Annotated in this window: 17 protein-coding genes; 5 read left to right on the top strand and 12 right to left on the bottom strand. The window is 49.8% G+C overall.

The window, feature by feature from the left end; all coding sequences use genetic code 11:
- Positions 1-81 precede the first annotated feature (81 nt).
- The 4 genes from ruvC to LMG33818_RS00560 form a co-directional block, all read right to left on the bottom strand.
- Positions 82-624, bottom strand: coding sequence for a crossover junction endodeoxyribonuclease RuvC (gene ruvC, locus LMG33818_RS00575; RefSeq protein WP_442321407.1), 543 nt, complete (start codon positions 622-624; stop codon positions 82-84).
- Complete coding sequence (locus tag LMG33818_RS00570; RefSeq protein WP_442321406.1) at positions 621-1367, bottom strand: YebC/PmpR family DNA-binding transcriptional regulator; 747 nt, start codon at positions 1365-1367, stop codon at positions 621-623. Before LMG33818_RS00570 ends, ruvC begins: the two co-directional genes overlap by 4 nt.
- A 185-nt stretch (positions 1368-1552) precedes the next feature.
- Positions 1553-3316, bottom strand: a complete 1764-nt coding sequence (aspS, locus tag LMG33818_RS00565) for an aspartate--tRNA ligase (protein ID WP_442321405.1) — start codon at positions 3314-3316, stop codon at positions 1553-1555.
- Between the two features lie 116 nt (positions 3317-3432).
- On the bottom strand, positions 3433-3663 hold the full coding sequence (locus LMG33818_RS00560; RefSeq protein WP_442321404.1) for an FmdB family zinc ribbon protein: 231 nt from the start codon (positions 3661-3663) through the stop codon (positions 3433-3435).
- Between the two features lie 783 nt (positions 3664-4446).
- Here LMG33818_RS00560 and LMG33818_RS00555 point away from each other — a divergent pair.
- The 3 genes from LMG33818_RS00555 to LMG33818_RS00545 all read left to right on the top strand — a co-directional run bounded on the left by LMG33818_RS00555 (position 4447) and on the right by LMG33818_RS00545 (position 7172).
- The gene (locus tag LMG33818_RS00555; RefSeq protein ID WP_442321403.1) at positions 4447-5055 is read left to right on the top strand and encodes an undecaprenyl-diphosphatase; all 609 of its coding nucleotides are present in this window, start codon (positions 4447-4449) and stop codon (positions 5053-5055) included.
- 157 nt (positions 5056-5212) lie between these two features.
- A complete protein-coding gene (locus LMG33818_RS00550; protein WP_442321402.1) occupies positions 5213-6145 on the top strand; it encodes a ribokinase in 933 nt (310 codons plus the stop codon).
- Between the two features lie 82 nt (positions 6146-6227).
- Positions 6228-7172 carry a nucleoside hydrolase gene (locus LMG33818_RS00545; protein ID WP_442321401.1) on the top strand — a complete coding sequence of 315 codons (945 nt, stop codon included), beginning with the start codon at positions 6228-6230 and terminating at the stop codon, positions 7170-7172.
- Between the two features lie 160 nt (positions 7173-7332).
- Here LMG33818_RS00545 and LMG33818_RS00540 read toward each other — a convergent pair whose 3' ends face one another.
- From LMG33818_RS00540 to LMG33818_RS00520, 5 genes are all read right to left on the bottom strand, one after another.
- The gene (locus tag LMG33818_RS00540) at positions 7333-8433 is read right to left on the bottom strand and encodes an iron-containing alcohol dehydrogenase family protein (RefSeq protein ID WP_442321400.1); all 1101 of its coding nucleotides are present in this window, start codon (positions 8431-8433) and stop codon (positions 7333-7335) included.
- A 352-nt stretch (positions 8434-8785) separates the two neighbouring features.
- The gene (locus LMG33818_RS00535) at positions 8786-9709 is read right to left on the bottom strand and encodes a LysR family transcriptional regulator (protein ID WP_442321399.1); all 924 of its coding nucleotides are present in this window, start codon (positions 9707-9709) and stop codon (positions 8786-8788) included.
- A 72-nt stretch (positions 9710-9781) separates the two neighbouring features.
- Entirely contained in the window at positions 9782-11206 is a 1425-nt protein-coding gene (cls, locus tag LMG33818_RS00530) for a cardiolipin synthase (RefSeq protein ID WP_442321398.1), read from the bottom strand.
- A gap of 34 nt (positions 11207-11240) precedes the next feature.
- The gene (gene uvrB, locus LMG33818_RS00525) at positions 11241-13283 is read right to left on the bottom strand and encodes an excinuclease ABC subunit UvrB (RefSeq protein ID WP_442321397.1); all 2043 of its coding nucleotides are present in this window, start codon (positions 13281-13283) and stop codon (positions 11241-11243) included.
- A gap of 143 nt (positions 13284-13426) precedes the next feature.
- Positions 13427-13618, bottom strand: a complete 192-nt coding sequence (locus LMG33818_RS00520) for a cation transporter (RefSeq protein ID WP_442321396.1) — start codon at positions 13616-13618, stop codon at positions 13427-13429.
- A 273-nt stretch (positions 13619-13891) separates the two neighbouring features.
- On the opposite strand from LMG33818_RS00520, the gene ygfZ reads away from it, so the two are divergent.
- Positions 13892-14848 carry a CAF17-like 4Fe-4S cluster assembly/insertion protein YgfZ gene (gene ygfZ / locus LMG33818_RS00515; protein ID WP_442321395.1) on the top strand — a complete coding sequence of 319 codons (957 nt, stop codon included), beginning with the start codon at positions 13892-13894 and terminating at the stop codon, positions 14846-14848.
- A gap of 41 nt (positions 14849-14889) precedes the next feature.
- Here the strand turns inward: ygfZ and LMG33818_RS00510 are convergent, their stop codons facing one another.
- The 3 genes from LMG33818_RS00510 to LMG33818_RS00500 form a co-directional block, all read right to left on the bottom strand.
- Positions 14890-15717, bottom strand: coding sequence for a TatD family hydrolase (locus LMG33818_RS00510; protein ID WP_442321394.1), 828 nt, complete (start codon positions 15715-15717; stop codon positions 14890-14892).
- 15 nt (positions 15718-15732) lie between these two features.
- Complete coding sequence (mscL, locus tag LMG33818_RS00505) at positions 15733-16230, bottom strand: large conductance mechanosensitive channel protein MscL (protein WP_442321393.1); 498 nt, start codon at positions 16228-16230, stop codon at positions 15733-15735.
- Between the two features lie 196 nt (positions 16231-16426).
- Positions 16427-18076, bottom strand: a complete 1650-nt coding sequence (locus tag LMG33818_RS00500) for a peptide chain release factor 3 (RefSeq protein WP_442321392.1) — start codon at positions 18074-18076, stop codon at positions 16427-16429.
- A 1334-nt stretch (positions 18077-19410) separates the two neighbouring features.
- Here LMG33818_RS00500 and LMG33818_RS00495 point away from each other — a divergent pair.
- Positions 19411-20685 (top strand): ATP-binding protein, encoded by a 1275-nt coding sequence (locus tag LMG33818_RS00495; protein WP_442321391.1) that lies wholly within the window; start codon positions 19411-19413, stop codon positions 20683-20685.
- Positions 20686-20889: the final 204 nt, after the last annotated feature.

The following is a 20889-nucleotide window of genomic DNA, read 5'->3' as shown; positions in this document are numbered from 1 at the left end:
GGATAAAAGAAAGAGCGATGAGAAGGACGTAATCAGAAAGGAAAATGATAAGGAATAATTGAAAAAAAAGTACAGCCAACTTCAAGGCCGATAGGAACGCCAAGCATTCCGGCTTCCACGTTTTCGGGAATTGGCCTTGGTATCACCCCTTACCTGCATGCCTCGTTGACTGTAACAGTGAGTCAGTGCGATAGCCAGAGCATCTGCAGCATCCGCCTGCGGTAGGCCATTGAGTTTTAGAGTAGCCATGACCATTCGCTGTACGGCAGGTTTATCTGCCCCTCCATTACCGGTCACCACTTGTTTGACCAGCGTGGCCGCATACTCATGCACAAGTAAACCATGGTTGGCGGCGCAAACAATCGCGCTACCCCTTGCTTGCCCCAGCTTTAACGCCGAATCGGCATTCTTCGCCACGAAAACGCGTTCGATCGCAAATTCAGCGGGACGATAAGAGGCGATCAGCTCGGCGACACCGGCATAGACCTGTGCCAGACGCTGAGCCAAATCCTCGGCATCAATCCGAATAAAACCACTGGCGACGTAGGTAGGCTGAGCCGAAGAAGCATCAATCACGCCATAGCCTGTACGTCTTGAGCCCGGATCGATACCCAGTAGAATCACGCCATTGCCTCCAGAACATCATCGGTGAAGTCAGCATTGGTATACACATTCTGAACATCATCAAGATCTTCCAGCCAATCTATCAGCTTCATCACACGTTGCCCCAGATCAACATCACTAATGGTAGTATAGTTGGCCGGATATTTTCCCACCTCACTATGATCAGGCGTGAGCCCGGTAGACTCGAAAGCATCCTTGACCACACCAAACTCCGCGGGGGTGGTAACGACCAGTAGGCCATCGTCCTGTTCAGTCACATCTTCAGCGCCTGCTTCAAGTGCAGTTTCCATGATACGTTCATCATCCGCACCTGCCGCAAAGCCCAGGCGCCCCTGTTCTTCAAAAAGAAAAGCCACAGAGTTGGAGGTGCCCAGATTCCCTCCAAACTTGCTAAAGGCATGGCGAACATCCGATGCCGTGCGATTACGATTGTCTGTCATACACTCAACCAGCACCGCGACGCCTTCAGGCCCATAGCCTTCGTAGACAAGCTCATCCATTTGCTCACCGTCGGCATTACCGGCACCCCGGTCAACTGCACGCTGAACGGTATCCTTTGTCATGTTGCTGGAGAGCGCCTTATCGATGGCAGCGCGCAACCGCGGATTGGATGCAGGGTCTCCGCCTCCCTGACGTGCAGCGACTGTCAGTTCACGAATCAGCTTGGTAAAAATCTTGCCACGCTTGGCATCCTGCGCCGCTTTACGATGCTTGGTGTTGGCCCATTTACTGTGGCCCGCCATAAAACCTCCCATACCTTCATCAAATGTTCAGCCGGCATTAGGCAATAGCATTCAACGTATGTGTATTTCTGTATTTCAATATGCATTTGGATATAGTGCATTAAACAACAAAACGTATTGCACCCGAGGATACAATACGTTTTCAACGAGGGCATCGCCTGTCACGATGCCCTGATAACACGATACTACTCTGCCTTGGGGCGAACCCGCAGACCCAGCTCTTTGAGAGACTGAGCAGGTACTTCACCAGGGGCTTCCGTCATCATGTCAGAGGCCGTTTGTGTTTTCGGGAACGCCATAACATCACGAATGGTTTTTGCGCCCACCATGAGCATGACCAATCGATCGAAGCCGAAGGCCAGGCCACCATGGGGTGGTGCACCATACTGAAGGGCATTCAGCAGAAAGCCGAATTTCTCGTCTGCTTCTTCATCACTAATGCCAAGAATGTCAAAAACAGCGCTCTGCATCGCCTGATCGTGAATACGGATAGACCCACCGCCGATTTCACAACCATTCAGCACCATGTCATAGGCACGAGACAGCGCGTTGACCGGATCCTTACGCACCTCTTCCACACTACCGGAAGGCGCTGTGAAGGGATGGTGAATCGCAGATAATTTTCCAGCGTCATCCACTTCGAACATCGGGAAGTCAACGACCCACAACGGAGCCCAATCTGCAGTGTAAAGGTCAAGATCTTCACCCAATTTGACACGCAAGGCACCCAGTGCATCATTTACAATGCGAGTCTTGTCTGCACCGAAGAAGATGATATCCCCATCCTGGGCATCCACACGGTCAAGAAGCTCATCGACCACATCTGCCATGAATTTAACGATCGGCGACTGCAGGCCTTCAAGCCCTTTCGCACGTTCGTTAACCTTGATCCACGCCAGCCCTTTCGCGCCATATACACCGACGAAGTTCGTGTAGTCGTCGATCTGCTTGCGTGACAGTGAAGCACCACCGCTTACTTTAAGCGCCGCAACACGACCATCATCAGCATTGGCTGGAGCCGAGAAGACCTTGAAATCGACCCTGGACATCAGATCAGACACATCCACCAGCTCCAGCGGAATGCGCATGTCCGGCTTGTCCGAACCATAACGATTCATGGCCTCGGAGTAAGGCATCCGTGGGAACTCAGGGAGTTCTACATCGATGGCTTCCTTGAACAAGCGACGGATCATTGTCTCGGTAATCGACATGATCTCCTCTTCATCGATAAAAGAGGCCTCGATATCGATCTGGGTAAATTCAGGCTGACGATCTGCACGCAAGTCTTCATCACGGAAGCATTTGGCTACCTGATAATAGCGGTCAATACCACCCACCATTAACAGCTGCTTGAACAGCTGGGGCGACTGAGGCAGAGCATAAAAACTGCCCGGATAGACGCGACTGGGCACCAGATAGTCGCGCGCACCTTCAGGGGTTGCACGCGTCAGAATCGGTGTTTCAATATCAAGAAAACCATTTTCTTCGAGATAGGCACGAATGCTGTGACTGATTTTGGAACGCAAGCGCAGACGATCGATCATTTCCGGACGGCGCAAGTCGATATAACGGTACTTGAGACGAACGTCTTCACCGACCTTGCCATGATCGTCCAGCTGGAATGGCGGCGTTTTCGAGGTATTCAGTACTTCGACCTCTTTCGCCAGCACTTCGATCATGCCAGTCGGTTTATCAGGGTTCTGAGTTCCTTCAGGGCGAAGGCGCACTTTACCCGTAACTTTCAATACAAACTCATTACGCGCGCGGTCAGCATTGGCAAAAGCGTCCGGGGTATCCGGATCAACAACAACCTGAGCGATCCCGGTGCGATCACGCAAATCGAGAAAAATAACACCGCCGTGATCACGGCGACGATGGACCCAACCACAAAGGGTCACTTGCTGACCGACCAGTTCTTCATTTAGCTGGCCGCTATAATGACTTCGCATGTTAATTCCCGTTACCAATGGTGTGTCTTGTATTCAATTCAGTAGTGCTGTTCGTGACGCATAATACAGCGGCAATGTGTCGTGCTCGTATCACTTCAGCCATTGACAGATATCAGTTAGTTATTACCTGATCCGCCGCTATCGCCCGCCAGATTGTGCTTGTCAGACTTCTTGAAGTCCGTTTCATACCATCCATCTCCCGCCAGTCGAAAACCGGCAGCCGAGATCAATCGGTGCAATCCTTCCTTATGACAGAAAGGGCAAGTCGTCAATGGGGCTGCATTCATACGTTGCAGTTTTTCAAGATGCTTTCCGCAATCGCGGCATTCATATTCATAAATCGGCATGGAAGGTTCCACCCAAAATAAACAATCGGAAATTGCTATACACATTTACATTACAAAACACCCTGGCATTACCAAAAAGCATGATCCACAAGGGTGGTTTGCAAGAAGCTGTGTTCCTTTTGCATGGACGGAACTCCATACAGAAAGGCGTTGTACTGGCTACATGTTAAATATGGGGATGATTTCGAAAATTCATAGCCTATGGACAAGCGATATTAAGCCATGATTCATCTCTCTATTATTCAACACTTTAGAGAGCCACACGCTATAAGATGGCCTCGAATAATCTCACCCGGATAATTCCACCCGCTACCCTGCCTCCCCTCTTGAGATGGGAATTCTATCAGAGGCGCGTGGTGAGCAGGGTAAAATACACATCGCTCTCTGTAGAAGCACGGCATTTATTACATAGCCAGACACTATACCACACCGAAAGAATACTGGGCATATTTCCATGAAATACAGATGCTTTTCGGTTATTGGGAAATTTTACGCGACAAATCAAAAAAATTGGGGTCAAAACATTCAATTCGTTGTTCATCCGAGCTACTCTTGCCCGATTGAATATGTAATGACAGAGACGATAAGCCTAAAGGGTCAGCCTTTTTCCATGTATACATAAAATGGATATGTATATATTAAAGAGTATCGCCCACTTGAGTATGTTCGCGTTCTGTCTCGCACATTATCATCAGGCACTGGGGGTAGGCCGATACCATACCCATTACGGTAGCTCGCTTTTACACCAAGCAGCGCACTACATCAATTTGAAAGAATGCATGGATGATCCGCCTCATGGACGCGTTGAATTATGATTGGTTCCGCATTGTAAACGCCAACACACTGACACCGGATTGGTTAATGTGGCTGGCGTATATTTTGGCTGTGTATGCCATCATGATTATTCCTGTCATCCTTGTGCTTGGCTGGATCAGGCGAGACAAACAGCAACAGCAACCCATGTTAAGGGCTTTGGTAGGTTGCGGTTGCGCTTTGTTGATCAATGCATTGATTGCTCACTTCTGGTTTTCTCCGCGGCCATTCATGATACCGATCGGCCACACATTCCTTCATCACCGCCCGGATGCATCATTTCCGAGTGACCACATGACCATTGTCATGACAGTGGCCTTTAGCCTGATATATCAATGGGAAACGCGAAAGCTGGGTATCGGCATCGCCCTATTGGGCCTGTTGATCGGTTGGTCACGTGTCTTCCTTGGCGTGCATTTTCCCATGGATATGGTAGGCGGCACAGTGGTGGCCCTCATTAGCTCTGCCCTCGCCTATCGACTCAATGGATTCTACATGCCTGCGCTCTACCAGTGCGCACGCAAGGTGTATCAGGTACTCTTTGCCCCCTTGATCAAGCGGGGCTGGATTTCCCGCTAATGACAGGCAACACCTATAAATGGCCGAGAAAAGGCCGCGGCACTCTACCCCTGTCAGCCTGCTACTATCACATTGCTGACAACAATGCCTTGCTGGCGGTTCTCCTCTACCTTTAACTATAACAACGCTTCGTTGAAAAAAAGATGATGTATAACTGATGATTTATAACTACGGCTCCATCAACATCGACAATGTTTATCGCGTTCCCCACCTGGTTCGACCCGGTGAAACGCTGGCAAGTACTGGCTATGATCGGGTCCTGGGAGGAAAAGGCTCAAATCAAAGCCTCGCCATAGCCCGCGCAGGGCAACATATCACTCATCTGGGAGCGTTGGGCCATGAAGATCAATGGGTTGTCGATTATCTAAAAGAGTCGCGCGTCATCACGAATCATATTGCTATGCTGGACAATACGCCCAGCGGGCACACCTTCATCCAGGTCGATGATGCAGCAGAAAATGCAATTGTGCTGTTTCCCGGCGCAAACCATGCGATACCGCAGGATGACATCAAAACAGTATTGAAGTCAGCGACTGTACAAGACTGGCTACTGGCACAAAACGAATGTTCACATCTTGATGACATCATTCACCATGCCTTGGCACAAGGCCTGAAGATCGCGCTCAACCCGGCGCCCATGGACTCACGGATCGCACAGCTTCCGTTGAACAGGCTAACCCTGCTGTTTCTTAATGAAGGCGAAGCATGGCAACTTCTGGACGCCGTTCAGGATCCTCTGACAAGGTCAAAAGAGTTTAAGGATACCACCGCGGAAGCTTTGGCAGAGCGGCTGACACACCACTTCCCTCTTCCAGAGATCATTCTAACGTTGGGGAGTACCGGCGTATTGTACGCGCATGGTGAAAAACGCGTGCAGCAGGCAGCATTCAAGGTAAATGCAAAAGATACCACAGGTGCAGGAGATACCTTTGTAGGTTATTTCCTCGCTGCACGTGATTCAGGGGAAACGGTTGAGGATGCTCTTACCCTGGCACGCGCCGCTTCTGCGTTATGTGTACAAAAAGAAGGCGCAGCCCCCAGTATTCCGGAAAAATCCGCAGTTGATGAGTTCCTCAATACTCAGTCCTGAAGACAATCATCGATTAACTCACTCATTTGCCAAAACATTCATTAACCAAAACGTTTATTAACCAAAACAACAGGAGCCATTCATGTCCACTCCCATTATTTTTGATACTGATCCGGGGGTTGATGATTCACAGGCCATTGCCCTCATCATGGCAGACCCTGACATTGAGGTTGTGGGCTTGACGACTACTTTCGGTAATGTCCATATCGAAACCGCCACACGCAATGCGCTCTTGCTTTCACAGCTGGCAGGTCAATCCATTCCTGTCGCACAAGGGGCAGCTGCACCGTTGGTCAAACGTCCCTTCCCTGTACCTGACTGGATACATGGCAAGGATGGACTGGGCAATCAATCGTTACCAGAAGTGACCTCAACGCCTGTCGATAAAACGGCGGCTGAGTTTATTGTCGAAGAGACACGCAAACGCCCCGGTGAAATAACACTGGTCGCGGTTGGACCTTTGGGGAATCTGGCCACAGCCCTTCAAATCGACCCCAGCGTCAAGGATCGAGTGAAACGCGTAGTCGTCATGGGTGGCTCAATCCATCAGGGTGGGAACGTTACCCCTGCTGCCGAAGCCAATATATTTTCTGATCCACATGCTGCGAAACGAGTGCTTACTGCTGGCTGGCCCATTACGTTGGTTGGGCTGGATGTGACGCATAAGACACTGATTTCGCCCGAGCGAATGAAGCGCATTGCAAAGGCACAAGGTGCATTGGGCGACGTACTGCAAAACGGCTTCGATTTCTACGCCGAGTTTTATCGTGGCGCATTGGGCATCGAAGGGTGCTGCCCTCACGACAGCGTCGCTGTTGCATGGCTACAAAAACCGGAGCTCTTCACCACTCGCCGCGGTTATTTGAGCGTCATTACCGAAGGCCCAGCAGAAGGGCTGACACTATTTGCCGAAGAAGCACGTGACTATCCGGATGAGCGCTGGAAGCAAAGCGGAGTCGTCGAGGTATGCTTTGATGTGCAAGCGGAAGCCGCCGTGGATTGGATGGAGTCCATTCTCACTGCATGAATTGTCTTTTGAGAAAAAGAACATCCAAATAGGGCAAGGGCGATCGTATGTACGATCGCCCTTTTTCATCGATGATTCCAGAATGATGCGCAACCTTAACCGTAAGGCATGCCCGGTAGGCAATCCGAATGATCCGCAATTATCCTCTCACAATCGGATTTTATTGCTTGAAGTGATTCTCCAAATCAACGACAGCCTGATAAATCAGTTCAGGTGTGGTTTCGTAGAAGGAAACTTTTAACAGATCATCTTCCTGCGCATCCTGCGCCATTTGTCGTAACTGCGCTTCATTCAGATAGCCCAGATTCATGTCAGACAGTTTTTTTGGAAGCTGCAAGGTCTCATAAAAGGGAATCAACTTGTCAATTTCATCCCATTTATGTTCATAGGCCAGATTTACCATCACACCATAAGCTACTTTGGTCCCATGCAGAAAATCATGCGTCTCGGGAAAGGCTGTAATTGCATCGTGGATAGCATGCGCCAGTGTGGCACGGGCATAGGCATCACCAAAGCCCCCTACCAACCCACTGATCGCAATAATGATTTCAGCAACTTCCACGAACGTATCCGTGACCTCTTGAGCATCACGATCCGCAACAGCCTGATCTCCCTTGTCAACCATGGTTTGCTTACAGACGTAGGCTTGCGCACGAGCCGCTTTCAGAAATGCACTGGCCTGCGTTTCCTGCTGAGCCAAAATCTTTTCTGATTCATACCATTTGGCAATCGTATCGCCGATACCGGCCACCAGATATTTTTTGGGGGCAGTAATGACGATACGGGGATCGACCAGCAAGAGTCCCACCTCCTTCTTCAGCCAATCGACCTTTTCAAACACGCCTTCACTGCTGTACATCACACTCAAGGGAGCCCAGGGGGCACAGTTACTGGCCAGAGTGGGCACCAGCACAGAGTACAACGGTGGGATATCCTCGGCGACATGCTTTACAACATCAACCAACTTGCCGGAACCGACACCGATAACGGCCTGGGCAGATGTCTCATTGACCAGCGCCTTTACACGCTCTACCTCAGCATACGTGGATTCTCCACAGAATGTATGTTGTGTAACCTCGATCTCACTTTCGAAGAGCGCTGACAGGAAAGGTTTGGCGTTTTCCCATGATACATGCCCGTGCACCAATACAACACGAGACACGCCATGAGCCTTGAGGCGTTCCGGCAATGTATCCAAAACACCAATACGGCATTCATATTCCTGCGGGCCGGGCCGAACGATAAAAGGTGCCAATGACATGATGATGCTCCTGCGCATAATGAATATGAGCATCATCATACGCTTCTGCAGAGGGACAGGGGTAGAGCAAGACAGTGGGAACGACTTTAAATAGTATTTAAATGCGACGTTGGGAATTAGATGAAATAAAGTTGCGATTGTTTACACACAAGGAAAGGTGAGATTCGCTTTGTCCTCTTATCGACGTATCCATTTCAATACTCTGACGACCCAACCTTCATACCTCGAATCAGCGATATCAGAACGCACAACTTTTCTTTCTTACAAAAACCAATCTTTCTCACAAAGACCTGAATGCATCACTATATTGCTCGAGGTGTATCATGAAGTGCGAAGATATCAGTCGTCACCTTCATGCCTTGAGCTTGTCACGGGGTAACTTCTGCAAGCGCTTCCACAATTGATCGACCCCGGGTTTGTGCACCAAAGTGCATCGATAGAGTCGGATCTCAAGCGGAATATCCCACTGCTCGCTCCCTGCACGTGCCAACTTCCCGGACGCCAATTCATCCCTGACCGAAAAATCCGGTATCCACGACAAACCGGTACCCTGAAGCGTCATGGCCTTCAACCCTTCCGCCATGGCCGTTTCATAGACCGTTCTCAGGCGATGTCGTACAGGTTTATCCTTGAGAAGTGCTCGAATGCTTTTACCCAACATGGCATCTGACGTATAGGAAAGATAAGGCAACCGAGGTTCTGTTTCATCATCCAGATTATAAACAGGTGCACCGAGGTCATCTGTTGCAGAAACAGGAATCAATTTGACTTGCCCTATCGAAAATGAGGGAAAAACACTGTTATCCAAACCTCGATCGGCGCCTTCGTCATGATAAGCCAACATCAAGTCGCAGTTTCCTTCCCGCAGCATATGTATGGCATCGCCTACATTCATGGCCAGTAACCGGGTAGGAAGTTCACCCACGCCTTTCTGAAGTTGAGATATCCAGCGTGGATAAAACGCAAAAGCCAATGAATGGGCGGCGGCCACGTCGAGCTTTTCATCACGCGTTTCCAGCCCACGCAAATGATCTACGCACTCATTCAGGTGTTCGACCATATGGCGTGCGGTAATTAGAAAGAGCTCACCTTGCGTGGTCAGGCTGACAGGTGTAGTTGAACGGTCAATCAGCTCAGCACCAACGGCCTGCTCCAATGAGCGGATACGGCGACTAAAGGCCGGCTGCGTGACAAAACGTTGGCGCGCAGCACGCGAAAAACTCCGCGCGGCTGACAAGGCTACGAAGTCCTCAAGCCATTTTGTTTCCAGATTCATTCAGTATGACCTGTTCCTTGTCTTCCCCCACATCCATATAGGTGGGGGTGAGTTCATTGCATGCATTTGTTTCTACTGTACCGGCGCCAACAAATACGCTGCTCGAGACACCAGTTTGCGCCAAATGGGTCGATGCGTGATTTCGCTCAACATGACCTGACGGCAGTGGGAAAAATCATTCTCCAACATCCTTTCAACATCATGCGCGAAATCATCATTGATAACATAGCCGGTAATTTCGAAATTAAGCCGAAAAGAGCGATTATCCAGATTGACGGTACCCACTGCCGCCGTATGATCATCAACCAGCATCACTTTCTGATGAAGAAAGCCCGGTTGATAACGATAAATATTAACGCCGGCGCGTATCATCTCTCCCAGAAAGGAGAACGCGGACAAGTACACCAATAGGTGATCCGGCCGTTCCGGCATCATGATACGCACATCTACACCACGTAATGCAGCCAGTTTGAGTGCATCCTGTACACTTTGGTCCGGAACGAAATACGGCGTCGTAATCCAAAGCCGCCTGGTCGCCGCATTGATGGCATTCTGAATCATGAGACTGGCTGTATCGATGCGGTCTGCTGGCCCCGACGGTACAATCAGTACATTCTGATTCTGCTCGCCTGCGGCACGCGGCCGCCAATCCAGCGCCAGCACATTTCCGGTAGCCCAATACCAGTCTTCCCAGAACGCTGCTTGCAGGCCCAATACGGCGGGCCCGAGCAACTTCATGTGAGTATCACGCCAAGGCCCTACCCTACGTTTCTCGCCAAGATACTCAACGCCCACATTGAAGCCACCTACCCATCCCATTCGACCATCCACAATCATGACTTTTCGATGATTACGGAAATTGACCTGGAACCGATGTCGCCAACCGCGTGAAGAGCCAAACGGAGTAACCTCCACGCCGGCTTCGTTCAGTTCACTCAGATAGCGGTCACTTAGCTGGTGACTACCGATTTCGTCATAAATGAAGCAAATTCTAACGCCCCGTTCAGAACAGGCTATCAGCTTTTCTTTCAGCTTTTTACCCAGACGGTCATTACGCACGATGAAAAACTGAATCAGTACATAATCGGTGGCCTGCTCCAACCCTTCAAACAAGCTGTCAAAGGTAGCCTGCCCATCAATAAGCAATTCCGCATGATTATGGGTTGTCAGCGGCATCATTGCCAACTGCTCTACCGCAGTCACACGCCCATCATTGCTGAGTGAATGGTTGAGGTAAGGCTCCAACCGTTCGTCAATCGACACCAACCCCTGACGCAGTTCGCTTTCACGCTCTTCACGAGCGCTCACGTAGCCATAAAACCGGGGCCTGCCGAGTATCCAAAAGGCCGGTACAGCAATATATGGAAAAGTAATCAGCGAAATAATCCACGCAATCGCGCCTTGGGAGGTTCGACTGGAAAGAAGCGCCATCACTGCTGAAGTCACACCCAATAGATGGATGATTACAATCAGCGTTCCGCCAATAATTGCTGTCATCAGCTTCCTCGGTAGGAATGGACAATGGTCCGCCTTAATTGCTTGAAGGCGCGACCCCTTCACTCATCAATTGCTCACCAATCTGGTGAAGTTGATCACGCAGTTGTGCAGCTCGTTCGAATTCAAGCTGTTGCGCGGCCTGCTTCATCTCGGACTCAAGGCGCGTACGTTCGCGCTCAAGCTCCACAGGCGACATGGTATCAATCGGCTTGGCGAAACCTTCGGGTTCACTGGTATTACGCTCGCCCTTGCGTTTGCTTCTCCGTGTACCCGGCGCCTGCGCACCTTCCATGATATCCGCGACGCTCTTCGTCACGGTTTGAGGCACGATGCCATGCTCTTCGTTGAAGGCTATCTGTTTGTCGCGACGACGCTGGGTTTCATCCATGGCGATACGCATGGAATCTGTCACACGATCACCATAAAGAATGACTTTGCCGTGTGCATTACGCGCCGCGCGACCAATGGTCTGAATCAATGATCGAACAGAACGGAGGAAGCCCTCCTTGTCTGCATCCAAAATGGCAACAAGGGATACTTCAGGAATGTCCAACCCTTCCCGTAACAGGTTGATCCCGACCAGTACATCAAACTTGCCCAAACGAAGATCACGAATGATTTCGATACGTTCGACCGTATCAATATCGGAGTGCAGATAACGCACACGGATGTCATGTTCATCCAGATACTCGGTCAAATCCTCTGCCATTCGCTTGGTCAACGTAGTGACCAATACACGTTCACCAACCTCAATGCGTTTACGTGCCTCCGAAAGTAGATCATCCACCTGCGTGGTAGCCGGACGCACTTCGATTTCCGGATCCAGCAGCCCAGTCGGCCGAACCACCTGTTCGACAACCTGCCCTGCATGCTCTTCTTCATAGGGGCCAGGGGTTGCTGAAACGAATACCGTCTGTGGAATAATACGCTCCCACTCTTCAAACTTCATGGGACGGTTATCGAGGGCTGAAGGAAGTCTGAACCCGTATTCAACCAGAGTTTCCTTGCGTGATCGGTCACCACGGTACATGCCTCCGACCTGTGGAACACTCACGTGAGATTCATCAATAAAGAGCAATGCATCCGGTGGCAAATAGTCAAAGAACGTGGGCGGTGCATTTCCCGGATCACGCCCGGACAGGTAGCGGGAGTAGTTTTCAATCCCATTACAATAGCCGAGTTCAAGCATCATCTCGATGTCATAGAGGGTCCGCTGCTCCAGACGTTGGGCTTCAACCAGCTGGTTGTTTTCGCGCAACTGCTCCAGGCGCGTCTTGAGCTCCGCCTTGATACTATCCACGGCACCCAGAATGGTATTACGAGGTGTCACATAGTGCGTTTTGGGATAGATGGTCATGCGAGGGATCTTCGCATGAACTTCCCCCGTCAGAGGGTCAAAGAGGCTGATACCATCAATTTCATCATCGAACAGCTCTACACGCACCGCCTCGGCTTCGGCATCAGCGGGAAAGATATCAATAACATCCCCTCTGACGCGGTAGGTGCCTCGACGGAAGTCCATGTCGTTTCGGGTATATTGCAGCTCCGCCAAACGGCGCAGAAAGGTGCGCTGATCAATGATTTCACCCCGATTGAAGTGCATACGCATTTGCATGTACTGTTCGGGATCACCCAAACCATAGATAGCCGATACTGACACCACAATTAGCGCATCACGCCGTTCAAGCAAGGCCTTGGTCGCCGAAAGGCGCATTTGCTCGATATGATCGTTGACCGATGCATCCTTTTCGATGAACGTATCGGAAGAAGGCACATAGGCTTCAGGCTGGTAGTAATCATAATAAGAGACGAAATATTCGACAGCATTGTCAGGAAAGAATGACTTGAACTCCCCATACAACTGAGCTGCCAACGTTTTGTTTGGCGCTAACACGATGGTTGGACGTTGCAGCTTTTGCACGATATTCGCCATGGTGAAGGTCTTGCCTGAACCGGTTACCCCAAGCAGCGTCTGATGAGTCAGACCGGCTTCGATCCCGTTGACCAATGCCTCGATCGCCGCAGGCTGGTCCCCTGCCGGCTGATAGCGTGAGTCAATCTTGAAGGGTTTACTCATGACACGAACCTCCTTTTATAGCGAATTTCGATGGCACATGCGGCACTGATCCATCATCATCAACGGTATATAACGTTGACTATTGATGTCAGCCTCTGTGCAGACAGCCTATGGCTCGGGTGAGCGTGATAATGTCACTCATATCAGCCTTTGGCCTTGAACCCCAGTTTTTCGATTGTTTTGATCACTACGCTGCGAGACACTTGCCCTTCCACTTCAACGGAATGCCTTGATACTTCAACATTCGTGACACCGTCCAGCTCAATCAGGGCAGCAGTCAATCGATTGACCTCCTCCAGGGTATTCACCCCACCTACATTCAAGGTAATAGCCATAAAAACTCCTGATGGACTTGGCTCGTGACAGATAAATTGGAAACATGCAATTTTAACCCGAGAAGCACCCTGTATGCGATTGAAATAAAGTGCGTTACTATCATTTCACTGCTAAAGCACTTTCTTCACTGCATGCCGTCAATGAGGCTTGTCTGAAAAAACTGTTGCAAGGCATTTACCCGAGGCGGTTCGATAACAGCGCCCCGGGGGCTGATGTTTTCGACAATGTGCGCTTAACAAACATGTTCCACTCAATTTGGAAGCTGCTTCACTATGCCCGCAGGTGATTCACATACGACATCTTTCACCGTTCAGCCTCTCACCACCTTGAGTGCCATTCAGGTGAGTGGAAAAGACGCCGAACGTTTTCTGCAAGGACAAATCAGCGCTAATGCTGCTCATGCCAATGGGCAATTTGCACCCTATGGGGTGTTCTGTACACCCAAGGGAAGAGTGCTGGCCAATGTCCAGCTGGTCAAACGACAACCGGATGTTTACTGGCTACTCGGTCCGCTCTCTACACAAACATTGTTGATTACGCATTTGAAGAAATATGGTGTTTTCTTCAAGGCAACGCTGGAGACAATAGAGATCCATGCGTATGGCCTAACAGGGAGTGCGAACGCAATCGCCGATTTCCTGAACGTAACGGCGTTGCCTGATCTTCCAAATGAAGTACGCTCAGGCGATAAAGGCATAATCATTCGTGCGTCCGGCAACAATCGTTGGCTAGTGATTCAGCAAGAGGCATTACCAACAACCACAGCGCCTTTCTCTGATACATGCTGGTGGCAGCAGGAAATTCAACAGGGTGTTGCCTGGCTGGATGAATCACAGAGTGATAAATGGCTACCCCAAATGCTGAATTTGGAAGCGTTGGGTGGCATCAGCTTCAAAAAAGGATGTTATACAGGCCAAGAGGTGGTGGCGCGCGCTCATTACCGTGGACAAGTCAAAAAACGGGTTGCTCTCTTCACGGCTCCTACTGGCAGTGATATACATATTGGAGACACAGTCCAGGTAAAAGAGAGTGAAAAAACAGTGGGTACCGTCATTAATGCGCAGGCTGCCACTGAGCATATCGTTTTGCTGGCAGTCGTTAACCTGAGCGATGAACCCCGAACGTTAGTCGTCAATGGGGCAATATTGAGAGAAGCGCCCTTACCTTACCCCCTGGAGCGGGTAGACCCTGAGACCATGGTAGCGAAGGTCGAAGCCAAGCGTATCTGAGCCATGAAAGGATGCGTTACCTATTAAGCCAATAACGACGTTTAGCGCCCGAAAACACGGGTGACATTACGATTGGTATATTCACTGAGTGCACTGATTTCTTCCTGACGAAGACAGGCAACATAATCAGCGACCAGAGCCACACTGGCCGGTGTATTACGTGCCTCAGTGCCTCTTAAGGGCGCGGGTAGCATATCGGGGGAATCACTCTCCAGAACAAACCCTTCCTGTGGGAGCGCCTTTACTACACGTTGCAGCTTTTTGGCACGATCAAAGGTTACGGCCCCACCGATACCCAAAAGATAGCCTTGATCAATAAAACGCTGTGCCTGAACAAGACTTCCCGCAAACCCATGTATCAGACCACCGGGGATATGGGTATATCGGCGCAACAATTTGGCGACCTGATCATTCAAACGAACGCAGTGAACCACAACCGGCCAGCGGTAGGTATTTGCCAACGCTAATTGTGCATCAAACAGTGCCCACTGCTGTTCAGATTCACTACGGGCATCCACGCCACACTCACCCACCGCTACCATGCCCAACGGAGGCGATTTCAACAGACGCTCCAGTGCTTGTAAATCTTTGACAAGAGAAGGGGCATCGGAAAGAGAACCATTGGAACGAGAACCATAGTCAGCAAGCTCCCCGACAAACCATGGATGGAGGCCCATCGCTGTCGAAATACTGATATGGGGCACTTCAGCATAACTTTCAACCAACGAAGTCTGCTTATCCCAACTGGCAGAGTTTGTTGCCGCCGTAAAAAAGGCACCCACCCCACGGGCCAGTGCCTTTTTTATCACACTTGTACGATCCTGATCGAAACGAGGGTCACAGAGGTGACAATGAGCGTCGGTCAGCATCTGGAAGAAACCTGCTTAGGCGGCAGATTTCAGCTCTGAAGTGCAGTCCGGGCAACGAGTCGCCTGAACAGGGATTTCACTGTAGCAGTAAGTACAGGTTTTGACTTTGGCTGCATCTTCACGTGCTTTTTCGGCGGCAGCTGCTTCAGCCTGTTCAGTCTGCTTTCTTTTCATGCGAGCAATGGTACGTACCAGCATGAAGCACACCAGAGCAACCAGAATGAAGCTGATGACGGCATTCAGGAACAGGCCAATGTTCATGGTAACAGCGCCTGCATGCTGAGCTGCAGCCAGCGTCGGGTAGGGTCCGGGAGTGGAACCGTTACGCAGAGTCACGAACATATCAGTGAAATTGACACCACCGGTGATCAGACCAATCACAGGCGTGAATACGTTCTGCACAAGGCTGGTAACGATGGCAGTAAAGGCCGCACCGATGATAATACCGATCGCCATATCGAAGACATTGCCCTTCACGGCAAAATCACGAAAGTCCTTCAGGAATTGTTTCATAGAGCTTAGCTCCCAAGCATATTTTTAGATTGAATCAACACTCTCGGGCTGAGTGATCAGCCCGAAATACGCGGGCAGTGTACTCGACTTGTCCTCGAAATACACGGTTCAAACGCCACGAAAGGTGCACGTACGCTATAAACCTAGACAATAACAGACATAAGTGCCAGCCCGATTACATGGCATTGCCATCGAATCAGTGCTCGCGTGTGGCGCTGAACTCAATGTCGGGCCAACGTTCCTGCATTAATTGCAAGTTGACGCGTGTGGGGGCCAAATAGGTCAGGAACCCACCCCCATCAACAGCAATATTTTCACTGGACTTGCGTTTCAGCTCGTCGAGTTTGCGTTCATCCGCGTATAACCAGCGTGCGGTCTGTACATTCACTGGCTCGTAAATACATTCCACCTTGTACTCATCACGAAGGCGGTGCGCAACCACATCGAACTGCAGCATCCCAACTGCCCCAACAATCAGATCATTGTTGTTAAGTGGCATGAACACCTGCGTTGCCCCTTCTTCAGACAATTGCTGCAACCCTTTTTGCAGCGCTTTCGCCTTGAGTGGGTCTTTCAACCGGACTCGACGGAAAAGCTCTGGTGCGAAATGGGGAATACCGGTAAAACGCATTTCCTCCCCATCAGTGAAGGTATCGCCGATCTGAATAGTGCCATGGTTGTGCAGGCCGATAATGTCACCGGGCCACGCCTCTTCAACCTGAGCGCGATCCGAGGCCATAAAGGTCAATGCATCAGCAATTTTTACATCCTTGCCAATCCGCACATGACGCATCTTCATGTTCTTCGAATATTTACCCGAACATACGCGCAGGAAGGCAACACGGTCACGATGACGTGGATCCATATTGGCCTGAATCTTGAAAACGAAACCGGTAAAGCGTTCATCGGTCGGATCTACATCACGGACATCCGTCTCATAGTGTTCAGGCGAAGGTGCGTACTCAACAAAACCAGTGAGCATCTCTCGAACACCGAAATTACCCATGGCAGTACCGAAATAGACGGGGGTCAGCTTGCCCTGACGGTATGCCTCAAGATCAAATTCATGAGAGGCACCGCGCACCAGTTCGATTTCATCCCGCAACTCTTCAGCGCGATCAGCGCCCAGGACTTCATCTACCTCAGGGTTATCCAACCCCTCAATGAAATTTTCATCAGGTATACGACTCCCCTGCCCCTGGGTATACAGATATACACGGTCTTCCAACAGATGATAAACACCCTTGAATGCTTTCCCCATGCCAATGGGCCAGGTTACCGGTGAGCACTGGATGGACAGAATGGTTTCAATCTCATCCATCAGCTCGATGGGGTCACGTGTTTCACGATCCATTTTGTTGATAAACGTGAGGATCGGTGTATCACGCAGCCGACATACTTCCATCAGTTTTATCGTGCGTTCCTCAACACCTTTGGCGGCATCTACCACCATTAGGGCCGAATCAACCGCGGTAAGGGTACGGTAGGTATCTTCCGAGAAGTCTTCGTGCCCGGGCGTATCCAGCAAATTGACCATACGCCCACGATAGGGAAACTGCATGACAGAGGTGGTCACCGAGATACCACGCTCCTGCTCCATTTTCATCCAGTCCGACGTCGCGTGACGATCTTCACGCTTGCTTTTGACGGCCCCAGCTACCTGAATGGCGTTACCAAACAGCAGCAGTTTTTCAGTTAACGTTGTTTTACCGGCATCGGGGTGCGAGATGATGGCGAATGTGCGTCTGATTTCGGTCTCTTTTACCTGCTCGCTCACCTTACGATGCTCCTTGATATGTCGAATTTCATGGTTTTTATCAATCGCTGTAGCGCCTGTCGTACTCATGTCCTGTTACTTCCAAGCAGTGGTCAGCCCTACCTGAACCGTCGTTATTTCAGAGTTCGGCGGGCCGACAAACATCATGTCATGCACAAAGCAAGCGATGAGCCCGCACCACAATGACAAGGGGGTGGCTGCATAAAAGCCGCGCTCAACGGCTCAGGCACCAGGTAACCCCTCCGCAGTTTTGCAGAAAAAGGGACCAAGGTAGCCATGGCTGCTTTGTACGATATTGTTCAATTTCACGCTAATGACTTCCGCGATTACAAATAATCCGGAGAGAACACATGATATCTGCTTACATTGGACGACCACTCGGTAAAAGCAAGAGGAAACATGCCTGCACTAAATGCGCAGGGTATGGAGCAAAATTATAAAGCAAAACAGACTCCATGTCCCTTTCAGGACTTGATCTATACTCGTTATTCATGATGCATGTATTTACGCTTTACCAAGTGCCCTTAACACCATGTTTATCGCTCTTCAGATCAATCTCTACCCCTATAACTCACTGTTCCATAAAAGAATTGTAAAAAACTTACAAAAAACAGGTAAAAAAAGTACGTAGTAAGTTTACAACCACTAAACTTTGGTCTAGTATATAACCATATCCACCGAAACAGACACGTAGCGAGGTCACACACCATGAAATGCGCCCATGAAGTGATGCTCAAGGAAGAACAGAAAATGCGTCAGCGTCGTGCTGAAGAAGCAGAACTTAAAGCTTCTTATGGAAAACGTGCAGCTTAAGAAACGTCAATATCTTGCTGCACAATTTGCCGACCAGAAGAGCGTCTCCCAACGATACAGTACACAAGAATACAGTGCCTAAAGGCACTTGATACCATCATTTCTTACCGGTTGGTTCAATAAAACGTATATTCATAAAAAAAGCTCAATGACACTCTCATTGGGCTTTTTTTATGCGTATAACGATTTACCATCACCATTGTCACCGCGACTGAAAGTAAACCCAATCCTGCTTTTTTTACCTTACACCGTATTTTCATTGGCCTGTTGGCTGGCTTCTCTAAATGGATAAAGAGCTGGCTCGTTCATTTCATACCTATTATTTGGGTAAAAAGATGGGTGAAGAGATAGCATGTCATTTTAGCGAAACTTTTATGTAACATTCCTACATTTTACTATCTTTGACTGTTTTGGCTTTCGTATTACTCCCCTCTTGAAACCGCCATTCAGCTTTATCCTCTTTAGGGTGCCTACATTTGTTACGTAAGAAAAATCATGTGTCATGCCTTTAATCACCATGACATGCATGTTTGACAGACACCCGCTAGAATAAAGGCAATCGTTTCAGCATCCTAATCAGGACGACACACATGATTCAGGCGAGGCCAACTCCAACGCCATTTTCGCTCTCTACGCCCGGGCAAAACCTTGTGCGCCTCACGATCATCAGGGGAATCAGCTGGACCGGCTTCCTGGGTGTCGTCATTTTCGGCATTGAGCTTCTTCAATTTCATCTACATGTTGGGTATGTCATCGGCACTATCCTGTTTATCGCAATAGTCAATGTGATGACATGGTGGCGATTGGGCCGTCGCTATCCCGTTACCGATATCGAATATGTCGGTCATCTATTACTGGATACCCTGGGCCTGACCGTGCTGTTTTATTTTACCGGAGGTGCTACCAATCCAGCGGTGACCTATTTAATGGTTCCCATCACCATTGCCGCTGCCACCATGCGGCAGATCCATGCCGTTGTCGTAACGATTGTTGCCATATTGGCCTACCTGTTTCTACTTTTCCATTTTCAGCCGTTACCTGAACTTTCCATTGTCTATGATGGTATGCCATTCGATATTCACATCATGGGAATGGCGCTTACCTTTCTTTTATGTGCGTGTCTGGTCATGTTCTTTATTACCCGCATGGCTATTGCACTCAGGAAACGCGATCAAGTCCTGGCGAAAACACGTGAAGCGGCCCTGCGCAGTGAACAGGTGATGGCCGTCGCCAGTCAGGCCGCAGGAACGGCCCACGAGCTGGGTACTCCCCTATCAACGATTGCCTTGCTTGCCAGTGAAATGCGCCTGGATCTGGAAGATCAACCCGAACTATTGCAGGACGTGGATCTGATTCGTCAGCAAGTGGATACCTGCAAAAAACATTTACGAACGCTGGCCGCCAGTGCGCAACGGGAAGCCAGTGCTGTCCAACGCGTGAATGCGCGAGAATGGTTCAAAAGCGTTATCAATCGTTGGCTGGTCATGCGTCATGATGTGGACTATACCTTCGACAGTGAAAAAGGCCGAAGCCCCGACATTGATATTGATACAACACTTGATCAAGCCATTCTCAATCTGCTGAATAACGCAGCGGATGCCGATCCAGACAATATTGAATTACGCCTTGATTGGGCGGCAGGTGAAGTGCATTTTGAAATTCGTGATCACGGGCCCGGAATCCCCCTGGATATAGCGGATGAGCTGGGTGAAACGTTTGTCTCCACGCATTCCAAAGGTATGGGTATAGGGTTGTTCCTCACTCACTCGACATTGGAACGCTTTGGCGGGAGCGTCAGACTTTATAATCATTCGGAAGGGGGGGCCATCACAGCGGTCACACTACCGATGGCAGGACGTTCCTGATAAAACACCCGTCAACCCGGATGGGGTGACTATTGAAGTAACGGCATTATTACATGGGCGCAGGTGACTTCAATCAGGTGTACGCATGGCATAAACGAATACTCACCTGACATTTGCCATTAAAGGCCTGCCTCGAATGGCGTACACTATATGTATGTACATTCAAATATGTACCTTCAGCATAATAAAAGCTGTATTGCTGGA

Origin of the sequence: Cernens ardua (assembly GCF_051251085.1) — a bacterium.
In the GTDB taxonomy this organism is placed as follows: Bacteria; Pseudomonadota; Gammaproteobacteria; order Pseudomonadales; family Halomonadaceae; genus Cernens; species Cernens ardua.
The sequence above is the reverse complement of the archived record's forward strand: the minus strand, read 5'-3'. Positions and strand labels throughout refer to the sequence as shown.

Bases quoted from the DNA above. Each gene is read 5' to 3' on its own strand.
- mscL (WP_442321393.1), bottom strand. From the start codon at position 16,230: ATGAAACAATTCCTGAAGGACTTTCGTGATTTTGCCGTGAAGGGCAAT.
- ygfZ (WP_442321395.1), top strand. From the start codon at position 13,892: ATGCCCGCAGGTGATTCACATACGACATCTTTCACCGTTCAGCCTCTC.
- LMG33818_RS00560 (WP_442321404.1), bottom strand. From the start codon at position 3,663: ATGCCGATTTATGAATATGAATGCCGCGATTGCGGAAAGCATCTTGAA.
- LMG33818_RS00520 (WP_442321396.1), bottom strand. From the start codon at position 13,618: ATGGCTATTACCTTGAATGTAGGTGGGGTGAATACCCTGGAGGAGGTC.
- LMG33818_RS00555 (WP_442321403.1), top strand. From the start codon at position 4,447: ATGATCCGCCTCATGGACGCGTTGAATTATGATTGGTTCCGCATTGTA.
- uvrB (WP_442321397.1), bottom strand. From the start codon at position 13,283: ATGAGTAAACCCTTCAAGATTGACTCACGCTATCAGCCGGCAGGGGAC.
- LMG33818_RS00540 (WP_442321400.1), bottom strand. From the start codon at position 8,433: ATGTCATTGGCACCTTTTATCGTTCGGCCCGGCCCGCAGGAATATGAA.
- aspS (WP_442321405.1), bottom strand. From the start codon at position 3,316: ATGCGAAGTCATTATAGCGGCCAGCTAAATGAAGAACTGGTCGGTCAG.
- cls (WP_442321398.1), bottom strand. From the start codon at position 11,206: ATGACAGCAATTATTGGCGGAACGCTGATTGTAATCATCCATCTATTG.
- LMG33818_RS00500 (WP_442321392.1), bottom strand. From the start codon at position 18,076: ATGAGTACGACAGGCGCTACAGCGATTGATAAAAACCATGAAATTCGA.
- LMG33818_RS00570 (WP_442321406.1), bottom strand. From the start codon at position 1,367: ATGGCGGGCCACAGTAAATGGGCCAACACCAAGCATCGTAAAGCGGCG.
- LMG33818_RS00545 (WP_442321401.1), top strand. From the start codon at position 6,228: ATGTCCACTCCCATTATTTTTGATACTGATCCGGGGGTTGATGATTCA.
- LMG33818_RS00535 (WP_442321399.1), bottom strand. From the start codon at position 9,709: ATGAATCTGGAAACAAAATGGCTTGAGGACTTCGTAGCCTTGTCAGCC.
- LMG33818_RS00495 (WP_442321391.1), top strand. From the start codon at position 19,411: ATGATTCAGGCGAGGCCAACTCCAACGCCATTTTCGCTCTCTACGCCC.
- LMG33818_RS00550 (WP_442321402.1), top strand. From the start codon at position 5,213: ATGATTTATAACTACGGCTCCATCAACATCGACAATGTTTATCGCGTT.
- LMG33818_RS00510 (WP_442321394.1), bottom strand. From the start codon at position 15,717: ATGCTGACCGACGCTCATTGTCACCTCTGTGACCCTCGTTTCGATCAG.